We start from the raw sequence: 19904 nt of genomic DNA on the forward strand, positions 1-19904 counted from the left end.
CGAGAAAGCGGCAGTTTCGCTGACCTTTGTCAGCGCATCGGCGCCCATCCGGCGGGCGGCGCGACACGGATCAACGAATCGCTTCGCCGCCGCCCCGAGGCCCGCCGTTAACGCTTCTTGCCCAATCGTTAGCGTCCGCCAAGCGCCTTGCGCACCTCGGGCACGACCTTCGTCCCGAACAGTTCGATCGACTTCATCGTCTTGTCGTGCGGCAGCGTGCCGACGCTGAACTGGATCAGGAAGCGATCGTGGTCGAAGAGCTCGTGCTGGTAGAGGATCTTCTCCGCGACCTCGGACGGGCTGCCGACGAAGAGCGCGCCGTTCAGCCGGCGCTGCGCCTCGAACTGGCCGCGCGTCGTCGGCGGCCAACCGCGCTCCTGGCCGAGCTTGGTCATGACCGCAGCGAAGGGCGGAAACGCGATGTCGGCGGCGTCCTGCGAATTCTCGGCGATGAAGCCGTGCGAATTGATCCCGACCCGCAGGCCGGCGGGATCGACGCCCGCCTCCTTGCCGGCGCGGTGATAGAGCTCGACCAGCGGCTGGAAATGGGCCGGATTGCCGCCGATGATCGCGATCGCCAGCGGCAGGCCGAGCATGCCGGCGCGCACCACCGATTGCGGCGTGCCGCCCACCGCGATCCAGACCGGAAGCGGCTGCTGGACGGGGCGCGGATAGACGCCGAGATCCTGGATGGCGGCGCGATGGCCGCCGGCCCAGCGAACGCGCTCGGAATCGCGGATGCGCAGCAGAAGCTCCAGGTTTTCCGCAAACAGCGCGTCGTAGTCGGCGAGGTCGAAGCCGAAGAGCGGGAAGGATTCGATGAACGAGCCGCGGCCCGCCATGATCTCGGCACGCCCGTTCGAGATCAGGTCGAGCGTCGAGAAGCGCTGGAAGACGCGCACCGGATCGTCCGAGGAGAGCACGGTGACGGCGCTCGTCAGGCGGATCGACTTCGTCCGCGCCGCGCCGGCGGCCAGCACCACATCCGGAGCAGAAACCAGATAATCGGGTCTGTGATGCTCGCCGAGCCCGAACACGTCGAGGCCAACCTGGTCGGCAAGCTCGATCTCTTCCAGCAGATTGCGGACGCGCTCGGCCGGATCGAGCCGGACGCCGGTCGCCGGATCCGGCGTATTGTCGCCGAACGTATAGATGCCAAATTCCATCGCCATAGCTCCTGCCGGCGCGCGATTCCGAGACCACCAACCCTGAGACGTATGACGCGACGGCGACAGCCTGTCAGTATCGCCCGACGGCGACAGACTGTGCACCGCCGCGACACCGGAGGCCGCGACGCCCTGCGGCGCCGGCGCGGTTGCCCCAGGGTCGCGCATCGCCTAAATGACAGGCTCCCCAATCGGCTGAAAGTCGCATGATGGCTGAAATCGAGAAGACCGCCGAGAAGAAGAAGCCGTCCAAGGACGGTCTCGGCGGCACCATCCGCGTCTTCGCCGAGGCGCTGATCATCGCCCTGATCGTCCGCACCTTCCTGTTCCAGCCCTTCGAGATCCCGTCGGGATCGCTGATCCCGACGCTGGAGATCGGCGACTACCTGTTCGTCTCGAAATATTCCTACGGCTATTCGCGCTATTCGTTCCCCTATGGCCTCGGCCCGTTCGACGGCCGGATCTGGGGCCAGATGCCGGACCAGGGCGACATCGCCGTGTTCAAGGGGCCGAAGGACAATTCTACCGACTACATCAAGCGCGTGATCGGCCTCCCCGGCGACACGGTGCAACTCCGCGAAGGCCGCCTCTACATCAACGACCAGTTGGTCGAGCGCACGCCGCTTCCGCCGCATGAGACCAAGGATTTCTTCGGCAATCCGATCCAGGCCCAGCGCTACGAGGAGACGCTGCCGAACGGCGTCAAGCACGAGATCATCGAGATCGAGGGCGACAACGGCTCCTACGACAACACGCCGAAGTTCGAGGTTCCGCCCGGCCATCTCTTCATGATGGGCGACAACCGGGATAACTCGGCCGATTCCCGCGACATGCAGTCGATGGGCTACGTGCCCTACGAGAATCTCGAGGGCAAGGCGCGCTGGATCTTCTTCTCAATCGCCGACGGCGCCCGCGTCTGGGAATTCTGGAAATGGCCGTGGTCGATCCGCTTCAACCGGATGTTCACCTCGATCACCTGAGGCCGCGCCGGCCCACTCGCATTGCAAAATGCAATGAGACGGGATTTGTGCATTGCGAAATGCACAAATCCCGTGGCATGCTCTGACCGGGCGCTCGCGCCCGCATCCCCCCTCCCTGCCGGACTTCCCCCATGCCGATCGCGTTGTTCGCCCTGGCCATTGCCTCGTTCGGCATCGGCACGACGGAATTCGTCATCATGGGCCTCTTGCCCGAAGTGGCGGCGGATCTCGGCGTCTCGATCCCCAGCGCCGGCCTGCTGATCACTGGCTACGCGCTCGGCGTCGTGGTCGGCGGCCCGATCATCGTCGTCGCGACGGCCAGGCTGCCGCGCAAGATGACGCTGGTGGGCCTCGCGGCGATGTTCGTCGTCGGCAATCTGTTCTGCGCCATCGCCCCGAACTACGGACTGCTGATGGCGGCGCGCGTCTTCACCGCCTTCGGCCACGGCGCCTTCTTCGGCATCAGCGCCGTCGTCGCGGGAACCCTCGTTCCCCGCAACCAGCGCGCCCAGGCGATGGCGCTGGTCTTCGCCGGCCTGACGCTGGCGAACATCCTCGGCGTCCCCGGCGGCACGGCGCTCGGCCAGGTCGCCGGCTGGCGCGCCACCTTCTGGGCGGTCGTGGCGATCGGCCTCCTCTCGGTCGCGGCGATCGTGGCGTGGGTGCCGTCCGACCGCGGCGCCACCGCGCCGCCGAGCCTCGTCCGGGAATTCGCCGTCTTCAAGCGCCTGCAGGTCTGGCTCGCCATGGCGATCAGCGTTCTGTCCGCCGGCGCGACCTTCGCCTGCTTCACCTATATCGCGCCGATCCTGCAGCAGGTGACCGGCATGGCGCCGCATCAGGTCACCTGGGTGCTGCTGCTGTTCGGCGTCGGCATCACGATCGGCAATCTGATCGGTGGCCGCCTCGCCGACTGGAGACTGATGCCGACCATCATCGGCGCGCTCGCGGCGCTGATCCTGGTGCTCGGACAGTTCGCCTGGTCGAGCCACGGCGTCGTCGGCGCCTGCATCAGCGTCTTCGCCTGGGGCTGCGTGATGTTCATCCTGATCGCGCCGCTGCAGATGCGGGTGATCGAATGCGCCGGCGACGCGCCGAACCTCGCCTCGACGCTCAACCAGGGCGCCTTCAATGTCGGCAATGCCGGCGGCGCCTGGATCGGCGGCGCGGCGATCACGCTCGGCGCGAGCTATGACTTTCTGCCCATCGTCGGCGCAGCCCTGGCCGCGCTGGCACTGGCCATCGCCCTGATCTCGATGCGGTTGGCGAAACGACAGGTGCCGGCGGCGCGGCCCGCCTGAATCTCAGGCGTTGCGGCCCGAAGCCGGCCCCGGTTGGACGCCGTCGAGAGCCAGGGCCTCCATCGCCAGACATTGCTCGACCGAAGGACCGACGGGCGCCGGGTTCCCTCCAAAGGCGGCGCTGGGCAGCATGATCGCCACCCAGACGGCCGCGGCCGCCAGCAAATTATCTGCAGTCAGTCCAGACATGACCCAACACTCCGCCTGCCCCGCGCCTCTCCCAATGCGCCGATCGGCAAAGGGTTCCGCCTCGACCCGGCTTTCCCGTCCGGGGCGACGCAACGGCACTTCGCAGGACATATGCAGCGTTCGTGCCAGTTCAATGACTAGCTGCCGAAGGAACCGGCACGGCATCGGCGGCGGGCCAGTCGTCTCCTCGTTATTGCGATCAGACTTATATTAAGGCGAACTGCGCGAAGTGCATCCCGCGCGGCCAAACATCATCGAAGAAATCCGCAACCTTCCCCGACGTAAGCAAGGGCATTGATTTCCTGTCGATGCTGAAGCATAGTTTTGTCCGCACGGGCGAAGGACCCGACGGAGACTGGACAAACGCGCGTCGGATGCTACGGCATCCGTGGGGCGGCTAGCGCGAGCACCGCACGATACCGAGAAGACGCAGAGACCTTTCCCCGACACCTGAGTGCCTGGAGTGCGCCGGCCGAGCGGAACGGCCGGTGAAGAACAGAGGAATGGGAAAGGAACAGCAATGCGACAGTCAGGAACTGTCAAGTTCTTCAACGCTTCGAAGGGCTTCGGCTTCATTACGCCGGACGACGGCGGCAAGGACGTGTTCGTGCATGTCACGGCCGTCGAGCGTTCCGGCTTGACGAACCTCAATGACGGCATGCGCATCACGTTCGAGACCGAACCGGACAAGCGCGGCAAGGGACCCAAGGCGGTCGACCTGCAGCCGGGCTAGGCTGGGCCATCTCACTGAAGAATAAGAAAGAAAGCCGCCGGCCATGCCCGGCGGCTTTTGCTTTCCGACGCCACCGACTAGTGAGCCGCATAACCAGTGTCCACAATTCCGACACTTGCGTTAGCGAAAAGTCATCGCGCAATTCTACAGGCTGCCTATATACTGATTCACAATGAAGATTCGCGCTGCTCCTTCATGCGCCAGTGTTGAGCGTGACATGCGGACCGATGTTTCCGCCGGCGGCGGAGCCGATGTTGCTCAACACGCGCCTGGGACCCGGAGATCTGCTTTCGGCAGTCGTTTAGTTGCGTTGCGTATCCACCCGATCAAGCGCGAGGGTCGGCCATGAGCCTCATCGACTTCGAAACCGAAGACCGCCAGTCTAATCCAGTCGACATGATCGAACATATCGCCGGGCTCAATGACTGGAGCTTCGAGCGTTCGGCCGACGACGAGATCACGATCTCGATCGCCGGCGGCTGGTGCGACTATCACGTCTCCTTCTCCTGGATGGAGGACATGGAGGCCGTGCACCTCGCCTGCGCCTTCGACCTCAAGGTGACGGAACCGCGCAAGACCGAGGTGATGCGCCTGCTCTCGCTCGTCAACGAGCAGCTCTGGATTGGCCATTTCGACCTCTGGAGCAAGGAAGGCGTCGTCATGTACCGGCAGACGCTGCTGCTCGCCGGCGGCGCCGAACCGAACAGCCGCCAGGTCGAGGGCCTGCTCGAGAACGCCATCGAGAGCTGCGAGCGCTACTACCAGGCCTTCCAGTTCGTCGTCTGGGCCGGCAAGTCCGCGTCCGAGGCGCTCGAGACGGTGCTGTTCGAGACCGTCGGCGAAGCCTGACGCAACGGCCGGCGCGGCATCGCGGCGCCGGTCCACCCCCTCCGATCCGAGGCGCCTTCCGCCCGCCCGGCGTCTTTCGTTCCGCCGCCGACACGCGTAGAGAGGAGCCTTCCACTCCTCGAGAACGAGTTCGGCCGCATGTCCCTTTCCGTCCTGTCGCCCTCCGCTCCCATCGTCCTCATCGGCGCCGGCAAGATGGGCGGCGCCCTGCTGACGGGCTGGCTGGCCGGCGGCCTCGATCCGAAGGCGGTGGTCGTCGTCGACCCGAACCCGCCGGCCGAGACGCTGGACCTGCTGGCCAAGCACGGCATTGCCCACGCCGCCAGCGCTCCCGGCGGCGTCACGGCGCGCGTCCTGCTGCTCGCCGTCAAGCCGCAGATGATGGGCGCGGCGCTGCCGGCCGTGCGCGACCTGATCGGACCCGGCACCGTGACCGTGTCGATCGCCGCCGGTACGACGATCGCGACGCTCGAAACGGCGCTCGGCGGCGCGATCGTTCGTACCATGCCGAACACGCCCGCCCAGGTCGGCCGCGGCATGACCGGCGCCTTCGCCAACCCCGCCGTGACCGAAGCTGACCGCGCGCTCGTCGGCGCGCTGCTGGCCGCGGTGGGCGAGGTCGGCTGGGTCGAGAACGAAGGCCTGATCGACACGGTGACGGCGGTGTCCGGTTCCGGGCCGGCCTATGTCTTCCTGCTCGTCGAAACGCTCGCCGCCGCCGGCGTTGCCGCTGGCTTCACGCCGGAACTCGCCGCCCGCTTCGCCCGCCAGACCATCGTCGGCGCCGGCGAGCTTCTGAACCAGTCGCCGCTCCCCGCCGACACGCTGCGCAAGAACGTCACCTCGCCGGCCGGCACGACCGCGGCCGCGCTCGACGTGCTGATGGCGGCGGACGGGCTGGAGCCGCTGATGGTCCGCGCCGTCGCCGCCGCCAAGCGCCGGGCGGAGGAACTGGCCGGCTGATCGGTCGCGGGCCGCGGGCTTCTCGCCTCGGCATCCACTCCCTAGATGAACAGTCTGAGAAGGAGATCCGACCATGGCCAAAGCAGCCCGCACGCCCGACCCGGCCGATCGCATCACGGATGCGTTCCTCGCGCTTCTGGCCGAAAAGCCCTTTGCCGAGATCGGCCTCGGCGAGATCGCGACCCGCGCCGGCGTCTCGCTTGGCGACCTACGCGCGGCCTTCGACGGCAAGATCGACATTCTGGCCGCCTTCGTCCGCCGCATCGACCGCGCCGTGCTCGACGCGGCGGAAGCGCCCTCGCCCGAGGAGACGGCGCGCGACCGGCTGTTCGATCTCATCATGACGCGGCTGGACACGCTCGCACCCTACCGGATGGCGGTCGGTCACATCGCCGATTCCGCCCGCCGCGATCCCGGTCTCGCGCTCTGCCTGAACCGGCTGGCGCTCGACAGCGCCCGCTTCATGCTCGCGGCAGCGGACATATCGACCGGCGGCCTGCGCGGCGCGGCCAGGGCGCAGGGCTTCGTCGTGATGCTGTCACGCATCCTGCCCGTCTGGCGCACCGACGAGGACCCCGATCTCTCGCGCACCATGGCGGCCGTCGACCGGGCGCTCGAGAGAGCCGAGCACTGGTCACGACGCGGCGACCGCGCCGTCGATCTACTCTGCAAGGTCGGCCGCAAGTTCGACCGCCGGCGCTCGAAGCCTTCGACACGTCGCCACGGGCGCCACGGCGCCGAGCCGGAAGGCGCCGCCCCGACGGCCTGACGCCCGACTTGACGCCGTACCGTGCCGTGCTACCCGTTCGGGTCCACGAATGGAGAGACCGCATGCACGCGCCCGCACCGAAGACGATCAGCTTCGACGATTTTCTCAAGGTCGACATCCGGGTCGGCACGATCGTCGAGGCGGCTCCCTTTCCCGAGGCGCGCAAGCCGGCGATCAAGCTGGTGATCGATTTCGGGCCGGAGATCGGCCGCAAGAAGTCGTCGGCGCAGATCACCAAATACTATCAGCCGGAAGAACTGATCGGACGACAGGTGATGGCGGTCGTGAACTTCCCGCCGCGGCAGATCGGCCCGTTCATGTCCGAGGTGCTGACGCTCGGCATGCCCGATGCGGACGGCGACGTCGTGCTGACGGCGGTCGAGCGCGCCGTGCCGGATGGCGGCCGGCTGTTCTGAGCACGGTGTGTTCACCCCGCCGCGACTGTCGGCAAACGGGACGGGCGACTAGATAACGGTATCAACCAGAGGTCATGACGCCATGAGCAGCCCTGATACCGAGACGACCAGCCCGACCGGCCTCCCCTTCGCGCTCACCCGCCCGATCCATGTCGCCGAAGTGGGCCTCAAGGCGCACGACGTCGAGAAGGTCGCCGACTACTACCGCGCCATCCTCGGCCTCGAGACCCTGGCCGGCCCGGCGGGCAGCGTCGTGCTCGGCGCCGGCGGCGTGCCGCTGCTCAACATCGACCCCGCGCCGCGCGGCGCGCTGCCAGACGATACGCGCCAGGCCGGGCTGTTCCACACCGCCTTCCTGATGCCGACCCGCGCCGATCTCGGCCGCTGGATCCTCCATGCGAGCGAGAGCCGCCTGCCGGTCGACGGCATGGCCGACCACCTGGTCAGCGAGGCCTTCTACCTGACCGACCCGGAAGGCAACGGCGTCGAGATCTACTCCGACCGCCCGGCCGACAGCTGGGACTGGGACGGCGACAGTGTGCGCATGGCAACCGATCCGCTCGACGTCAACGCCATCGTCGCGGCGCTCGACGATCCGGCAGCGCGCTGGAACGGCGCGCCGGAACTCCTGCGCATCGGGCACGTGCATCTGCGCGTGGGCGACGCCCGCGCCGCGTCGGACTGGTGGCAGTCCGAAGTGGGATTGCAGCAGGTGACGGCGATGCCGAGCGCGGCCTTCCTGTCGTCCGGCCGCTACCACCACCATGTCGGCGCCAACAATTGGCAGAGCCGCGGCGCCGGTCCGCGCGACCCGAACCGGAGCGGCCTCAGCTATGTGACGCTGGCCGGCAGCGGCATCGCTTCCGAGCGCGAGATCGACGATCCCTGGGGCACGCGAATCCGGCTCCGGCCCGGCGCCTGAACGAACTTCAGGCGGGAATGCGGACGGTGGCCCTGAGGCCGCCGCCCGGCGCCTCCGACAAGGTGACGTCACCACCATGGAAGCGGGCGATGTCGCGGGCGATCGGCAGGCCGAGACCCGTGCCGCTCTCGTCGAGATTGCGCGCCTCGTCGAGCCGGTAGAACGGCCGGAACACCGCCTCGCGCTCCGCCTCGTCGATGCCCGGCCCGTTGTCGTCGACATGGACGACCAGCCAGCCATGCGCGTGGACGCCGTGGATCGCGATCTTGTCGCCGTGGCGACAGGCGTTCATCACCAGGTTGGAAATGCAGCGCTTGAAGTCGTTCGGGCGCAGGCTGACGATCGGGTCGCCCAGGAAATCCTGCGTCACGTCATGGCCGACACGGCGCGCGTTCTCCGCCACCTCGGCGAGCAGCGTGCCGATATTGGTCGCCGCCGTCGGTTCGTTCGCGTCGTCGCGCGCGAAGGCCAGATAGCCCTCCAGCATGCGCTGCATGTCGTCGACGTCGCGCCGCATGGCGCGGACATCGGGCGTCTCCTTGAGCAGCGCCAGCTGCAGGCGGAAGCGCGTCAGTACGGTGCGGAGATCATGGCTGACACCGGCGAGCATCGTCGTGCGCTGCTCCATCTGGCGCTCGATGCGGTGGCGCATCTCCATGAAGGCGGCGCTGGCGCGACGCACCTCGCGGGCGCCACGCGGGCTGAAATCGGCGGTCTCGCGGCCCATGCCGAAATCCTCGGCCGCGTCGGCGAGCTGCTGGATCGGCCGGATCTGGTTGCGAAGGAAGGCGATCGCGATGGCCAACAGCACCAGGCTGGTGCCGACCATCCAGAAGATGAAGATCTCCGAATTCGACGCATAGGTCTGGCTGCGCCGCGCCAGCACGCGCAGTACCTTGTCGCCGAGCTGGATACGGATCTCGACCAGGTTGGAGCGGCCGACGGTATCGATCCAGAACGGCTTGCTGATCTGGCGACCGATCTCGCGCGAAAGTGCACTGTCGAGCAGCGAGAAGAACGGCTTCGGCGCGGCGGGCGGCAGTTGCTCGTTCGGTGCGACCGAGACGATCAAGCCGAGCCTGTCCTGCGCGATGCGGATGATCTGGGTGTAGTTCGGATCGGCCGGATAAGTGTCGATCAGGTCGACGATCGCCGCGATGTCGCGCACGGTCGCCGCGGACAGGCGCTGCGTGACCGTCTGCCAGTGCCGCTCCATGAAGACGAAGGCGACGACGGACTGCAGGATGACGATCGGCGTGATGATGATGATCAGAGCGCGCGCATAGAGGCCCTTCGGCATTGCCGCGCCGAGGCGCTTGCCGACGAAGCGGTAGGGCACCATCAGCACGTCGAACACGGGCTGGGCGCGCCGCGCCACCCGGCGCAGTGCATTGACGGCGGGCGAGCGCGCCAGGCGCCGCAGCCCCACCACGGCCGGCCACTCGTTCCACCCGCCCGTGCCGCGGCTGCGCTGGAAGGAATGCGGAGGCTTGTCCATCAGCGCGCCCTCGCGCCGGCGAGGCGGCCGTCGACGCGTGTCACGCTTCGGTCACCAGGCGGTAGCCGATGCCGCGCACCGTCTGCAGGAAGAGCGGATTGGCGGGATCGACCTCGATCTTGCGGCGCAGCCGGTTGATCTGGACATCGATGGTGCGCTCGCCGGCCGGTTCGTCCTCGGCCAGCAGCGACAGGCGCGGCACCGTCTCGTTCGGCGTCTCGGCGAAGACGGCCATGATCTGCCGCTCGCGATCCGTCAGCCGGATCGTCTCCTGCCCGCGCCGGAGCTCGCGCCGCGCGATATGGAAGGTAAACGGCCCGAACCGGACTTGCTCGATCAGCGGCGCCGCCGGCGCGGTGCCACGCTTCAGGATGGCGTTGATGCGAAGCAGCAACTCGCGCGGCTCGAACGGCTTGCCGAGATAGTCGTCGGCGCCGAGCTCCAGCCCCTTGATGCGGCTGTCGATCTCCGCCCGCGCCGTCAGCATCAGGATCGGCACATCCATGGTCTCGCGCAGGCTGCGCAGCAGGTCGAGCCCGTTCTCGCCCGGCATCATCACGTCGACGACCAGGAGGTCGAACGCCAGCCCGCCCAGCAGCGTCCGCGCCTCGGCCGCGTTGGCCGCGACATCGACGCGAAAGCCGTTGTCGTTCAGATAACGCGACAGAAGCGAGCGGATACGGGCGTCATCGTCGATGACCAGAAGATGCGGCGCATCATCGGCCAGGGCGTCCGTCACGACATCGCTCATCTTGCATACTCCACGCGCATCACTGCTCGATCATCTGCGCGACCTTATCGCGTTCCGTCGGATCGATCATCAGCCGCAGGAAGCGCTCGGCCGCGATCCGGCCTTCCGGCCCGAGCGGCGCCAGCGCGGCGCGGATGCGCTCCACCTGCGGCTCGGTCAGCCGCTGGTCGAGCGCCCTGCCCTTCGCGGTGGCATAGAGCAGACGCTGGCGCCGGTCGACGGGCCCCGGCACCTGCTCGATATAGCCGGTGTCGATCAGCTGCTTCAGGACACGCCCGAGGCTCTGCTTGGTGATCTTCAGGATGTCGAGCAGGTCCGCCACCCGCATGCCGGGATGGCGGTTGACGAAGTGCACGACGCGGTGATGGGCGCGGCCGAACTGGAACTTCGCCAGCACGACATCGGGATCGGAGACGAAGTCGCGATACGCATAGAAGAGAAGTTCGATCAGGACGAGCTCGGGCTGCTGCTGAATCGATAGCGGCGTTGTCACGGTCTCATCGCGCTGCACGGATACAAGTCCCTTCGAATCGGTCGCGAAATTTATGTCAGCCATATTGACATATTTCGGTTCGATTGTTACCTCTAGAACGGTCGCGGCGAAATGATCGAACGCGCCCGTCGTTTCCCACCCCGCTGGCTCTGCATGCAGGATGGTTTGCGACCGGCACATTACCGACTGTTTCGAGGCCGCGCAAAAAACCGTCGCCAGATCCGACTTTACTTTGCCCGTCTGGCGCGAGAAGTAAGCACGATAATCAACGCCAACAGGGCGCGACCGCAGAGTGCGGCCGTTTTGGAGTGAGGAATATGAGCGCGGTTCCCTTCGACCAGAAAGATGGCTGGATCTGGATGAACGGATCCTTCGTCCCCTGGAAGGACGCGAAGATTCACGTACTCACCCATGGCCTGCACTATGCCAGCGCGGTGTTCGAAGGCGAGCGCGCCTATGGCGGCGAGATCTTCAAGCTGCGCGAGCACACCGAGCGCCTGTTCCACTCGGCCGAAATCCTCGACTTCAAGATCCCGTACACGCTGGACGAGATCGACGAGGCCTGCAAGGCGACGCTGACCAAGAACGGGCTGGTCGACGGCTATCTGCGCCCGATCGCCTGGCGCGGCAGCGACGCGCTCGGCGTCTCGGCCCAGAAGAACAAGATCAACGTCGCCATCGCCGCCTGGGAATGGCCGTCCTACTTCACCCCCGCCGAGCGCCTGAAGGGCATCCGTCTCGACTGGGCGAAGTATCGCCGCCCCGACCCGAAGACGGCGCCGTCGCTCGCCAAGGCGTCGGGCCTCTACATGATCTGCACGATCTCGAAGCATGCCGCCGAGAGCCGCGGCTATGCCGACGCGCTGATGCTCGACTGGGAAGGCAACGTTGCCGAGGCGACCGGCGCCAACGTCTTCTTCGTCAAGGACGGCGTCATCCATACGCCGCTGGCCGACCGCTTCCTGAATGGCATCACCCGCCAGACCGTGATCGGCCTCGCCAAGGCCAAGGGGATCGAGGTGGTCGAGCGCCGCATCGCTCCGGAAGAACTGTCGACCTTCACCGAATGCTGGCTGTGCGGCACCGCCGCCGAAGTCACCCCGGTCTCGGAGATCGGCGAGTACAAGTTCACGCCCGGCAAGATCAGCGCCGACCTGATGCAGGCCTATACGGACCTGGTCCAGCCGGCCAAGGTCTCGGCCTGAACGAGATCCCTGGATCCAACGATCCAAGGCAGAACACGAAAACGGCCGGAGCTCGCTCCGGCCGTTTTTCTTTGTCCAGAGTTCAGACGGATTGCGCCGAGAGCTCCGTTCGCCAGTGCAGGCAGCGTTCCTTCAGCAGCGCGTCGCGGATATAGGGCAGCTCTTCCGGCTCCAGCCGTTCCAGCACGTCCAGCCGGAAGGCCGCGGCGCCATGCCGGTCCCATTCCAGCTGCAGGCTCTTCACCGTGCAGCTGCCCAGTCCGAGCGTGAACCAGAGCCGGTTCTCGATCGCATCGAGATTGAGGGACTTGCCGACCCAGACCGTACCGGTCGCGGCGTTGCGGACGGCGTAGATTCCGACCGCCTCTTCCCGCTTCTTGTAGGCGGAAACCGCCGCCTTCCGCGCGTCGCGCTGCATCTGTCCGCTCCATCGCCGTTCCATACGGCACGCACCGCGATTTCGCGGCGCCGGAGCGTTTTACCCGGGCAATATAGGGCCGTCAATATTACCCGGATATAATAAAGCGATCAGCGCTCTTCCGGCGACGGCGCGGCGACGACGTGGCCCTGGGTCAGCACGGCGAGCTTGGCCTCGAGTTCCGCCACCCGCGCCGCGAGCGCCTCGTTCTCGGCGCGCGACTTCTGCGCCATTTCGCGCACGACGTCGAACTCATCGCGCTTGACGAAATCCATGTCGGCGAAGAGGCGCTCGGCCTGGTGCTTCATTACCGTTTCCGCTTCGCGCTTGACGCCCTGCGCCATGCCCGCGGCATCGGTCATCAGCTTGGCGAATTCGTCGAACAGCCGGTTCGGGGTCGTGTTCATGGGCAGCCTCCGGGAAACGAAATACTTGTCTCTAGTATGGTTGTGGCCGATGCGGCGGACAAGGTGTCGACGGGTCGCGCACCCACGGACTTGACCCTTCCCCCCGGATCAGCGCACCAATGCCGCCCGACCGAATGCCGGAGCGCCCCATGCTGTTCGTCCTCCCCTTCCCGGCCATCGATCCGACCCTGATCGAGATCGGGCCGTTCGCGATCCGCTGGTACGCGCTCGCCTATATCGTCGGCATCCTGATTGGCTGGTGGTACGCCAAGCGCCTGATTTCCAATCCCGCGCTCTGGGGCCCAGCCGGCGCGCCGATGAAGCCCATCGACATCGACGATTTCGTCGTCTGGGCGACGCTCGGCATCATCGTCGGCGGAAGGCTGGGCTACGTCCTGTTCTATGATTTCGGCGTGTTCCTCGCCGAGCCCTGGCAGATCCTGCAGGTTTGGAATGGCGGCATGTCGTTCCATGGCGGCTTCCTCGGCACGGTCATCGCGATGATCCTGTTCGCCCGCTCGCGCAAGATCCCGACCTGGTCGCTGATCGACGTCGTGGCGCCGTCCGTCACCTTCGGCCTGCTCTTCGGGCGCATCGCCAATTTCATCAATGGCGAGCTCTGGGGCCGGCCGACCGATGTCGCCTGGGCCATCATCTTCCCGCATGCCGACGGCCAGCCGCGCCATCCGAGCCAGCTCTACGAGGCCCTGCTGGAGGGGCTGGTTCTGTTCCTGGTGCTGCGCTTCTTCACCCACAAGCAGCTGCGCCTGCGTCAGCCGGGCTTCATCTCGGCGATCTTCGCCATCGGCTACGGCCTGGCGCGAATCTTCTCCGAGTTCTTCCGCGAGCCCGACATCCAGATCGGCTATTTCTCCGGCGGCCTGACCATGGGCATGCTGCTGTCGCTGCCGCTGGTGCTCGCCGGCATCATCCTGCTCGTCGTCGCCACGAGGCGGCCGGTTCCGGCCGCATGACGCCGCTCGGCGAAAAGCTGATCCGGCAGATCGAGGCCTTCGGCCCGATCACCGTCGCCGACTACATGGCCGCCTGCCTCGGCGACCCCGAGCACGGCTATTACATGACGCGCGAACCCTTTGGCGCCGCCGGGGATTTCATCACCGCGCCCGAGATCAGCCAGATGTTCGGCGAGCTGATCGGGCTCTGGGCCGTCGAATGCTGGCAGCGCATGGGCAGCCCCGCTCGCTTCGCGCTGGTCGAGATCGGTCCGGGGCGCGGCACACTGATGGCGGACGCGCTGCGGGCGGCGCGGATCGCTCCCGGCTTCGTCGAGGCGGCCGGGATCACGCTGATCGAAACCAGCCAGCGCCTGCGCGCGATCCAGCGCGCGACGCTGGCGAAGCATGACGTGACCTGGCTCGACCGCGTCGACGACCTTCCCGAAATACCCGCCATCGTCATCGCCAACGAATTCTTCGACGCGTTGCCCCTCCGTCAGTTCCAGCGCACCGGCGACGGCTGGGCGGAGCGCATGGTCGGCGTCGAGAACGGAACCCTTGCCTTCGGCCTCCGCCCCGGTGCGATCATCGAAGGCATTGCCGCCAACGCGCCCGCGGGCGCGATCGTCGAAGTCGCCGCGATTTCCGCCGCCATCATGGCGACCCTCGCGACGCATCTGCAGCACTTCGGCGGCGCGATGCTGGCGATCGACTACGGGCACGCCGAGAGCGGCCATGGCGACACGCTGCAGGCGATGCGCCAGCACGGCTTCGACGATCCGCTCGCCCATCCCGGCGAGGCCGATCTCACCGTGCATGTCGATTTCGCGGCCCTCGCTGCGACCGCGCGGGCACAGGGCGCGCGCGCCAGCCGCGTCTGGACGCAGGGCGATTTCCTGCTGGCGCTCGGGCTACTGGAACGCGCCGGCCGCCTCGGCGCCGGCAAGGATGCGGCCACGCAGGACGCGATCCGCGCCGCCGTCGAGAGGCTGGCCGGACCGAACGCCATGGGAACCCTGTTCAAGGTTCTCTGCGTCACCGGCGGCGACCTCGTCGTTCCCCCCTTCGGATGAATCCACGGAGAACTCCATGAAGATCACGGCTGAAGCGCTCTCCGCCCTCCCCGGCATCCGGCATGGCTTCTTCACCCGCCAGGGCGGCGTCTCGAACGGCATCTATGCGAGCCTCAATTGCGGTGTCGGCTCGGCCGACGAGCGCAGCCATGTGAGCGAGAACCGCGCGCGCGTCACCGCCGAGCTCGGTGTCGCGGCGGACCAGCTCGCGACGCCCTATCAGGTCCATAGCCCCGACGTCGCCATCGTCGACGCGGTCTGGCCGACCGGCGAAGGCCCCAAGGCCGACGCCGTCGTGACCCGCCGGAAAGGCATCGCCATCGGTGTCGGCACGGCCGATTGCGGCCCGGTGCTGTTCGCCGACGGCGAAGCCGGCGTCATCGGCGCCGCGCATGCCGGCTGGAAGGGCGCGTTCACGGGCGTGCTGGAGGCGACGATCACCGCCATGGAAAGCCTCGGCGCGTCGCGCGGCCGCATCGTCGCCGTGCTCGGGCCGACCATCTCGAAATCGGCCTATGAGGTCGGGCCGGAGTTTCGCGCCCGCTTCCTCGACGCGGCCGAGGTCAATGCACGCTATTTCACCCTGTCGACGCGCGCCGACCACCACCATTTCGACCTGCCGGCCTATATCGGCAGCCGCCTTCGCTCCGCCGGGCTCGGCCATGTCGGCGACCTGGCACTCTGCACCTATGCCGACCCCGAGCGCTTCTTCTCCTATCGGCGGACGACCCATGCCGGCGAGCCCGACTATGGCCGGCTGCTGCATGCCATCAGCCTGACCGGATGAGCGAGCCGACCACGATCCCCCGTGTCGAAAAGCGGTTCTGGACCGCGGCCGGAATTGACGATAGACAGAAATTTGGGGGTCCTGACGACCGCGCCGAAAGGACGACGATCGCCATGATGGTGAAAGGAAATCGGTATCTGGCCTGCGCCGCCATCCTGGCGGCGACGCTCGTTCTGGCGGCCTGCAACAACACGCTGAGCACGAGCCAGCCCGCCGCTCCGGCACCGACCGACACGACCCAGCCAACCCTGCCCGCCGTGCCCTTCGCAACGGCGAAATTCTCCTTCGCACCCGTCACGGGTGCGCCGGCCCACATCCTGTCGAACCTGTCGAACCAGCTTGCCAAGGAAGCGGTGGCGCAAAACGTCGCGCTTGTCCCGTCTGGCGACACCCAGGCGAACTACGTCATCAAGGGATACCTGTCGGCCGTCGGCGACTCGTCGGGCACCATCCTCGTCTATGTCTGGGACGTGTTCGACGCCAGCGGACGTCGCGTCCATCGCATTTCCGGCCAGGAGACCTCGGCCAATGGCTCGCAGGATCCGTGGCTCGGCATAGACAATTCGTCGATCTCCAATGTCGCGCGGCGCACCGTTTCCGCCCTCGTCGCCTGGGGAACCGGAGCCTGAGCGAGCCCGGCTCGGCGGACAAGGCTTGCCGGCCATGCGCGAATCGCGTTTGCAGTGCGGCGGCGCAGTTGGTACAACGCCGCCGCCTGAACAAGCGGCTCTTCGCGGGGCCGAACCTCCCTGTATTTCATCACGTCGGGACACGAGACCTTGAAGCTGGTTGCCGGAAACTCCAACCGCGTGCTCGCCGAGGCGATCGCCACCTATCTCGAAATCCCGCTCGCGAAGTGCTCCGTCCGGCGGTTTGCCGACGAGGAAATCTTCGTCGAGATCCAGGAAAACGTGCGCGGCGAGGACGTGTTCGTCGTCCAGTCGACCAGTTTCCCGGCCAACGACCACCTGATGGAACTCCTGATCATCATCGACGCGCTGCGCCGCTCCTCGGCGCGCCGCATCACGGCGGTGATCCCCTATTTCGGCTATGCCCGCCAGGACCGCAAGGCCGGCCCGCGCACGCCGATCTCGGCCAAGCTGGTGGCCAATCTGATCACCAATGCCGGCGCCGATCGCGTCCTCACCCTCGACCTGCACGCCGGCCAGATCCAGGGCTTCTTCGACATCCCGACCGACAACCTCTTCGCCGTTCCGGTGATCACCCGCGACATCAAGGAGCACTACGAGCTCGAGAATGTCATGGTCGTGTCGCCGGACGTCGGCGGCGTGGTTCGCGCCCGCGCGCTGGCCAAGCGCATCGACGCGCCGCTCGCCATCGTCGACAAGCGCCGCGAGCGTCCGGGCGAGTCGGAAGTCATGAACATCATCGGCAACGTCGCCGGGCGCGACTGCATCCTGTTCGACGACATCGTCGACTCCGGCGGCACGCTCTGCAACGCGGCCGAAGCCCTGCTGGCGCAGGGCGCCAAATCGGTCGTCGCCTACATCACCCATGGCGTGCTCTCGGGCGGCGCCGTCGCCCGCATCAGCAACTCGGTGCTCAAGGAACTGGTCATCACCGACTCGATCCAGCCGACCGAGGCCGTCCGCCTGGCGCCGAACATCCGCGTCACCTCGATCTCGACCCTGCTCGGCGAGGCGATCAACCGCACCGCCAGCGAAAAGTCGGTCTCGAGCCTGTTCATCTGAGCAGACCCAAATCCGAAAATGACAAGGCCCGGATGCCGATCGGCATCCGGGCCTTTTTTTTGTTTCACGAATGGGCGAACTGACTAGCGGCCACCGTCCAGGCCGACGAGCGCGACCTTGGAATAGCCGGCCTCGCGGAGCCTGTTCATGACCTCCATGACGTCGCCATAGGGCACCTTGCGATCGGCGCGGAGATAGAGGCGCTCCTCGCGATTGCCTCCCGTCGCCGCGTCCAGCGCGCTGCCCAGCCCCTCGGCCGAAACGGGATCATTGCCGAGCACCAGCGACAGATCGGCCTTCAACGACAGGAACAACGGCTTGTCGGCGCGCGGCGCCGCCTTGGCGTTGGAACGGGGCAGGTCGACCGGCGCATCGACGGTCGCCAGCGGCGCCGCCACCATGAAGACGATCAGCAGCACCAGGATCACGTCGATGAACGGCGTGACGTTGATCTCGCTGTTCTCGACGAGATCCTCGTCGTGATGGGTAAGCTTGGTGGCCATGGCGCCCTACTCCGCCGCGACGAGGCGGGACGCGCCGCGCGCCTGCGCCCGGTCGAGATCGCGCGAAACGAGGCGCATGGTCTCGGCCGCCGCATCGGCGATCACCGCCTTGTTGCCGGCGATGACGCGGACGAAGACGTTGTAGAACAGCACAGCCGGAATGGCGGCGACTAGGCCGAGCGCGGTCGCGAACAGCGCCTCGGCGATGCCCGGCGCCACGACGGCGAGGTTGGTCGTGTTCGCCTGGCTGATGCCGATGAACGAGTTCATGATGCCCCAGACGGTGCCGAACAGGCCAATGAAGGGCGAGAGCGAGCCGACGGTGGCCAGGATGGCGGTGCCCCGCACCATCTCGCGACCCGACGCGGATTCGATCCGCTCGAAGCGCGAGGCGACGCGCTCCTTGATGCCGTCCGCCGACAGGCCGGCCGAGATGGCCACCTCGTCGGCCGCCGCCTGCACCAGCCGCGCCGCCGCGTTCTTGCGCCGCGCCACCTGCGTCTCGGCCTCGGCCAGCGTGCGGGCATGAGCGATCCGCTCGGCGAGCGAGCGCGTGCGGTGGCGGATACCGAAGAGCTCCAGCGACTTCGACAGGAAGATCGCCCAGGTGAGGATCGAGGCGACCGCCAGGATGATCATCACGGCCTTCACGACGATGTCGGCCTGCGCGTACATGCCCATCGGCGAGAGATCATGCGGCAAGGTGCTGCGATCCACGCCGCTTCCCTGAGGCGATACCTGGGCGATCTCGTCGATCGGCAACGCCCGCTCGATGGCCGGCCCGCCCGGCGTCGACGCCTCCGACTGGGCCAGAGCCGCGACGGACCCCAAAGGCAGTGCGAGCCCGACGATCGCGACGAGAAGCATCGCACCGCGGTTGAGGTTTGCAAGCATGACAGACGTACCCGTCTAAAAGATGAGTTTCACACTCCGAATAACGCACCACCCCCGTCGACGCAACCCGCCCTCCCCGACGTGACCTTGAAGCGGCGCCGCGCTTCCCCATCTCCGAGACGCGCGACAACGGTGCCACGGAAGCAGCCGGCGCCTTGTTCCCACGGCACGCCTCGTCTATAAGGACGCCGGCCGCGCCGACACCCCTGGAGGCACCGCGGCCTTTTTCTGTTCCACACCAAGGAGAACACCGATGAGCAACACCTACGAGCTCACGGCTTCCGTCCGCAACCGCGTGGGCAAGGGGGCCGCCCGGGCGTCGCGTCGCGAAGGCAAGATTCCCGCCGTCATTTACGGCAACAAGCAGCCCCCGCTGGCCATCGAGCTGGACCACAAGACCATCTTCATGAAGCTCCATGGCGGCGGCTTCCTGACCACGGTCGCCACGATCGACGTCAACGGCGAGAAGATCAACGTGATCCCGCGCGACTACGCGCTCGATCCGGTCACCGATCAGCCGATCCACGTCGACTTCCTGCGCGTCACCGCCGGCGCGACCCTGCACGTCCAGATCCCCGTGCAGTTCATCAACGAAGAGAAGTCGCCCGGCCTCAAGCGCGGTGGCGTGCTGAACGTCGTCCGTCATGACATCGAAGCCACGGTTCCGGCCGATGCGATCCCCGATCACATCGTCGTCGACCTGACCGGCCTCGAGATCAACGACTCCGTCCACATCTCGGCCGTCAAGCTCCCGGCTGGCGTCAAGCCGGTCATCGCCGAGCGCGACTTCACGATCGCCACGATCGCCGCTCCGGCTGGCCTGAAGAGCGAAGAAGGCGAAGCTGCGGCCGCTGAGGCTGCTCCCGCCGCCAAGGCGTAAGCTTCGGTCCCTTCTCCGGTTCAGCGTGGGGGAAGCACG

General features: G+C 66.9%; 24 protein-coding genes. 15 read left to right on the forward strand and 9 right to left on the reverse strand.

Going from position 1 to position 19904, the window contains the following annotated elements:
- Positions 1–128: 128 nt before the first annotated feature.
- The gene (locus tag G539_RS0117495) at positions 129–1166 is read right to left on the reverse strand and encodes an LLM class flavin-dependent oxidoreductase (RefSeq protein WP_029076347.1); all 1038 of its coding nucleotides are present in this window, start codon (positions 1164–1166) and stop codon (positions 129–131) included.
- 209 nt (positions 1167–1375) lie between these two features.
- On the opposite strand from G539_RS0117495, the gene lepB reads away from it, so the two are divergent.
- Together lepB and G539_RS0117505 are read left to right on the forward strand one after the other, a co-directional pair.
- Entirely contained in the window at positions 1376–2146 is a 771-nt protein-coding gene (lepB, locus tag G539_RS0117500; protein ID WP_029076348.1) for a signal peptidase I, read from the forward strand.
- Positions 2147–2277: 131 nt separating this feature from the next.
- Entirely contained in the window at positions 2278–3447 is a 1170-nt protein-coding gene (locus tag G539_RS0117505) for an MFS transporter (protein WP_029076349.1), read from the forward strand.
- Positions 3448–3450: 3 nt separating this feature from the next.
- Here the strand turns inward: G539_RS0117505 and G539_RS27175 are convergent, their stop codons facing one another.
- Positions 3451–3636 carry a hypothetical protein gene (locus G539_RS27175; RefSeq protein ID WP_156912023.1) on the reverse strand — a complete coding sequence of 62 codons (186 nt, stop codon included), beginning with the start codon at positions 3634–3636 and terminating at the stop codon, positions 3451–3453.
- A gap of 520 nt (positions 3637–4156) precedes the next feature.
- Between G539_RS27175 and G539_RS0117520 the strand changes: the two genes are divergently transcribed.
- From G539_RS0117520 to G539_RS0117545, 6 genes are all read left to right on the forward strand, one after another.
- Positions 4157–4369 carry a cold-shock protein gene (locus tag G539_RS0117520; protein WP_029076351.1) on the forward strand — a complete coding sequence of 71 codons (213 nt, stop codon included), beginning with the start codon at positions 4157–4159 and terminating at the stop codon, positions 4367–4369.
- A 345-nt stretch (positions 4370–4714) separates the two neighbouring features.
- Positions 4715–5218 (forward strand): type III secretion system chaperone family protein, encoded by a 504-nt coding sequence (locus tag G539_RS0117525; RefSeq protein WP_029076352.1) that lies wholly within the window; start codon positions 4715–4717, stop codon positions 5216–5218.
- A 138-nt stretch (positions 5219–5356) separates the two neighbouring features.
- Positions 5357–6181 carry a pyrroline-5-carboxylate reductase gene (gene proC / locus G539_RS0117530; RefSeq protein ID WP_029076353.1) on the forward strand — a complete coding sequence of 275 codons (825 nt, stop codon included), beginning with the start codon at positions 5357–5359 and terminating at the stop codon, positions 6179–6181.
- Between the two features lie 73 nt (positions 6182–6254).
- The gene (locus G539_RS25290) at positions 6255–6950 is read left to right on the forward strand and encodes a TetR/AcrR family transcriptional regulator (RefSeq protein WP_051231587.1); all 696 of its coding nucleotides are present in this window, start codon (positions 6255–6257) and stop codon (positions 6948–6950) included.
- A gap of 62 nt (positions 6951–7012) precedes the next feature.
- Positions 7013–7366 (forward strand): tRNA-binding protein, encoded by a 354-nt coding sequence (locus G539_RS0117540; RefSeq protein ID WP_029076354.1) that lies wholly within the window; start codon positions 7013–7015, stop codon positions 7364–7366.
- Positions 7367–7448: 82 nt separating this feature from the next.
- Positions 7449–8288, forward strand: a complete 840-nt coding sequence (locus G539_RS0117545; protein WP_029076355.1) for a VOC family protein — start codon at positions 7449–7451, stop codon at positions 8286–8288.
- 7 nt (positions 8289–8295) lie between these two features.
- On the opposite strand, the gene G539_RS0117550 is transcribed toward G539_RS0117545, so the two are convergent.
- From G539_RS0117550 to G539_RS0117560, 3 genes are all read right to left on the reverse strand, one after another.
- Positions 8296–9630 carry an ATP-binding protein gene (locus G539_RS0117550; protein WP_051231794.1) on the reverse strand — a complete coding sequence of 445 codons (1335 nt, stop codon included), beginning with the start codon at positions 9628–9630 and terminating at the stop codon, positions 8296–8298.
- A 196-nt stretch (positions 9631–9826) separates the two neighbouring features.
- On the reverse strand, positions 9827–10537 hold the full coding sequence (locus tag G539_RS0117555; protein WP_029076357.1) for a response regulator: 711 nt from the start codon (positions 10535–10537) through the stop codon (positions 9827–9829).
- Between the two features lie 19 nt (positions 10538–10556).
- Positions 10557–11093, reverse strand: coding sequence for a MarR family winged helix-turn-helix transcriptional regulator (locus tag G539_RS0117560; RefSeq protein WP_051231589.1), 537 nt, complete (start codon positions 11091–11093; stop codon positions 10557–10559).
- 254 nt (positions 11094–11347) lie between these two features.
- Here G539_RS0117560 and G539_RS0117565 point away from each other — a divergent pair, with 254 nt between their 5' ends.
- A complete protein-coding gene (locus G539_RS0117565) occupies positions 11348–12235 on the forward strand; it encodes a branched-chain amino acid aminotransferase (RefSeq protein ID WP_029076359.1) in 888 nt (295 codons plus the stop codon).
- An 82-nt stretch (positions 12236–12317) separates the two neighbouring features.
- On the opposite strand, the gene G539_RS0117570 is transcribed toward G539_RS0117565, so the two are convergent.
- Positions 12318–12653 (reverse strand): GIY-YIG nuclease family protein, encoded by a 336-nt coding sequence (locus G539_RS0117570; protein WP_029076360.1) that lies wholly within the window; start codon positions 12651–12653, stop codon positions 12318–12320.
- 110 nt (positions 12654–12763) lie between these two features.
- Positions 12764–13060 (reverse strand): accessory factor UbiK family protein, encoded by a 297-nt coding sequence (locus G539_RS0117575; RefSeq protein WP_029076361.1) that lies wholly within the window; start codon positions 13058–13060, stop codon positions 12764–12766.
- A 149-nt stretch (positions 13061–13209) separates the two neighbouring features.
- On the opposite strand from G539_RS0117575, the gene lgt reads away from it, so the two are divergent.
- The 5 genes from lgt (at position 13210) to G539_RS0117600 (ending at position 17588) form a co-directional block, all read left to right on the forward strand.
- Complete coding sequence (lgt, locus tag G539_RS0117580) at positions 13210–14034, forward strand: prolipoprotein diacylglyceryl transferase (RefSeq protein ID WP_035831944.1); 825 nt, start codon at positions 13210–13212, stop codon at positions 14032–14034.
- Positions 14031–15089 (forward strand): class I SAM-dependent methyltransferase, encoded by a 1059-nt coding sequence (locus G539_RS0117585; RefSeq protein WP_029076363.1) that lies wholly within the window; start codon positions 14031–14033, stop codon positions 15087–15089. The genes lgt and G539_RS0117585 overlap by 4 nt, the downstream gene beginning before the upstream one ends.
- 16 nt (positions 15090–15105) lie before the next feature.
- The gene (gene pgeF, locus G539_RS0117590) at positions 15106–15876 is read left to right on the forward strand and encodes a peptidoglycan editing factor PgeF (RefSeq protein ID WP_029076364.1); all 771 of its coding nucleotides are present in this window, start codon (positions 15106–15108) and stop codon (positions 15874–15876) included.
- A gap of 113 nt (positions 15877–15989) precedes the next feature.
- The gene (locus G539_RS0117595; protein WP_029076365.1) at positions 15990–16505 is read left to right on the forward strand and encodes a hypothetical protein; all 516 of its coding nucleotides are present in this window, start codon (positions 15990–15992) and stop codon (positions 16503–16505) included.
- A 150-nt stretch (positions 16506–16655) separates the two neighbouring features.
- On the forward strand, positions 16656–17588 hold the full coding sequence (locus tag G539_RS0117600; protein ID WP_029076366.1) for a ribose-phosphate pyrophosphokinase: 933 nt from the start codon (positions 16656–16658) through the stop codon (positions 17586–17588).
- Positions 17589–17671: 83 nt separating this feature from the next.
- Here the strand turns inward: G539_RS0117600 and exbD are convergent, their stop codons facing one another.
- Together exbD and exbB are read right to left on the reverse strand one after the other, a co-directional pair.
- Positions 17672–18091: a TonB system transport protein ExbD gene (exbD, locus tag G539_RS0117605; protein WP_029076367.1), complete on the reverse strand. Its 420-nt coding sequence runs from the start codon at positions 18089–18091 to the stop codon at positions 17672–17674.
- 6 nt (positions 18092–18097) lie between these two features.
- Positions 18098–18985: a tonB-system energizer ExbB gene (gene exbB / locus G539_RS25295; protein WP_084640057.1), complete on the reverse strand. Its 888-nt coding sequence runs from the start codon at positions 18983–18985 to the stop codon at positions 18098–18100.
- A 253-nt stretch (positions 18986–19238) separates the two neighbouring features.
- On the opposite strand from exbB, the gene G539_RS0117615 reads away from it, so the two are divergent.
- The gene (locus tag G539_RS0117615; protein WP_029076368.1) at positions 19239–19865 is read left to right on the forward strand and encodes a 50S ribosomal protein L25/general stress protein Ctc; all 627 of its coding nucleotides are present in this window, start codon (positions 19239–19241) and stop codon (positions 19863–19865) included.
- The last annotated feature ends 39 nt before the right edge of the window (positions 19866–19904 follow it).

It is taken from the genome of Kaistia adipata DSM 17808, assembly GCF_000423225.1.
GTDB lineage: Bacteria > Pseudomonadota > Alphaproteobacteria > Rhizobiales > Kaistiaceae > Kaistia > Kaistia adipata.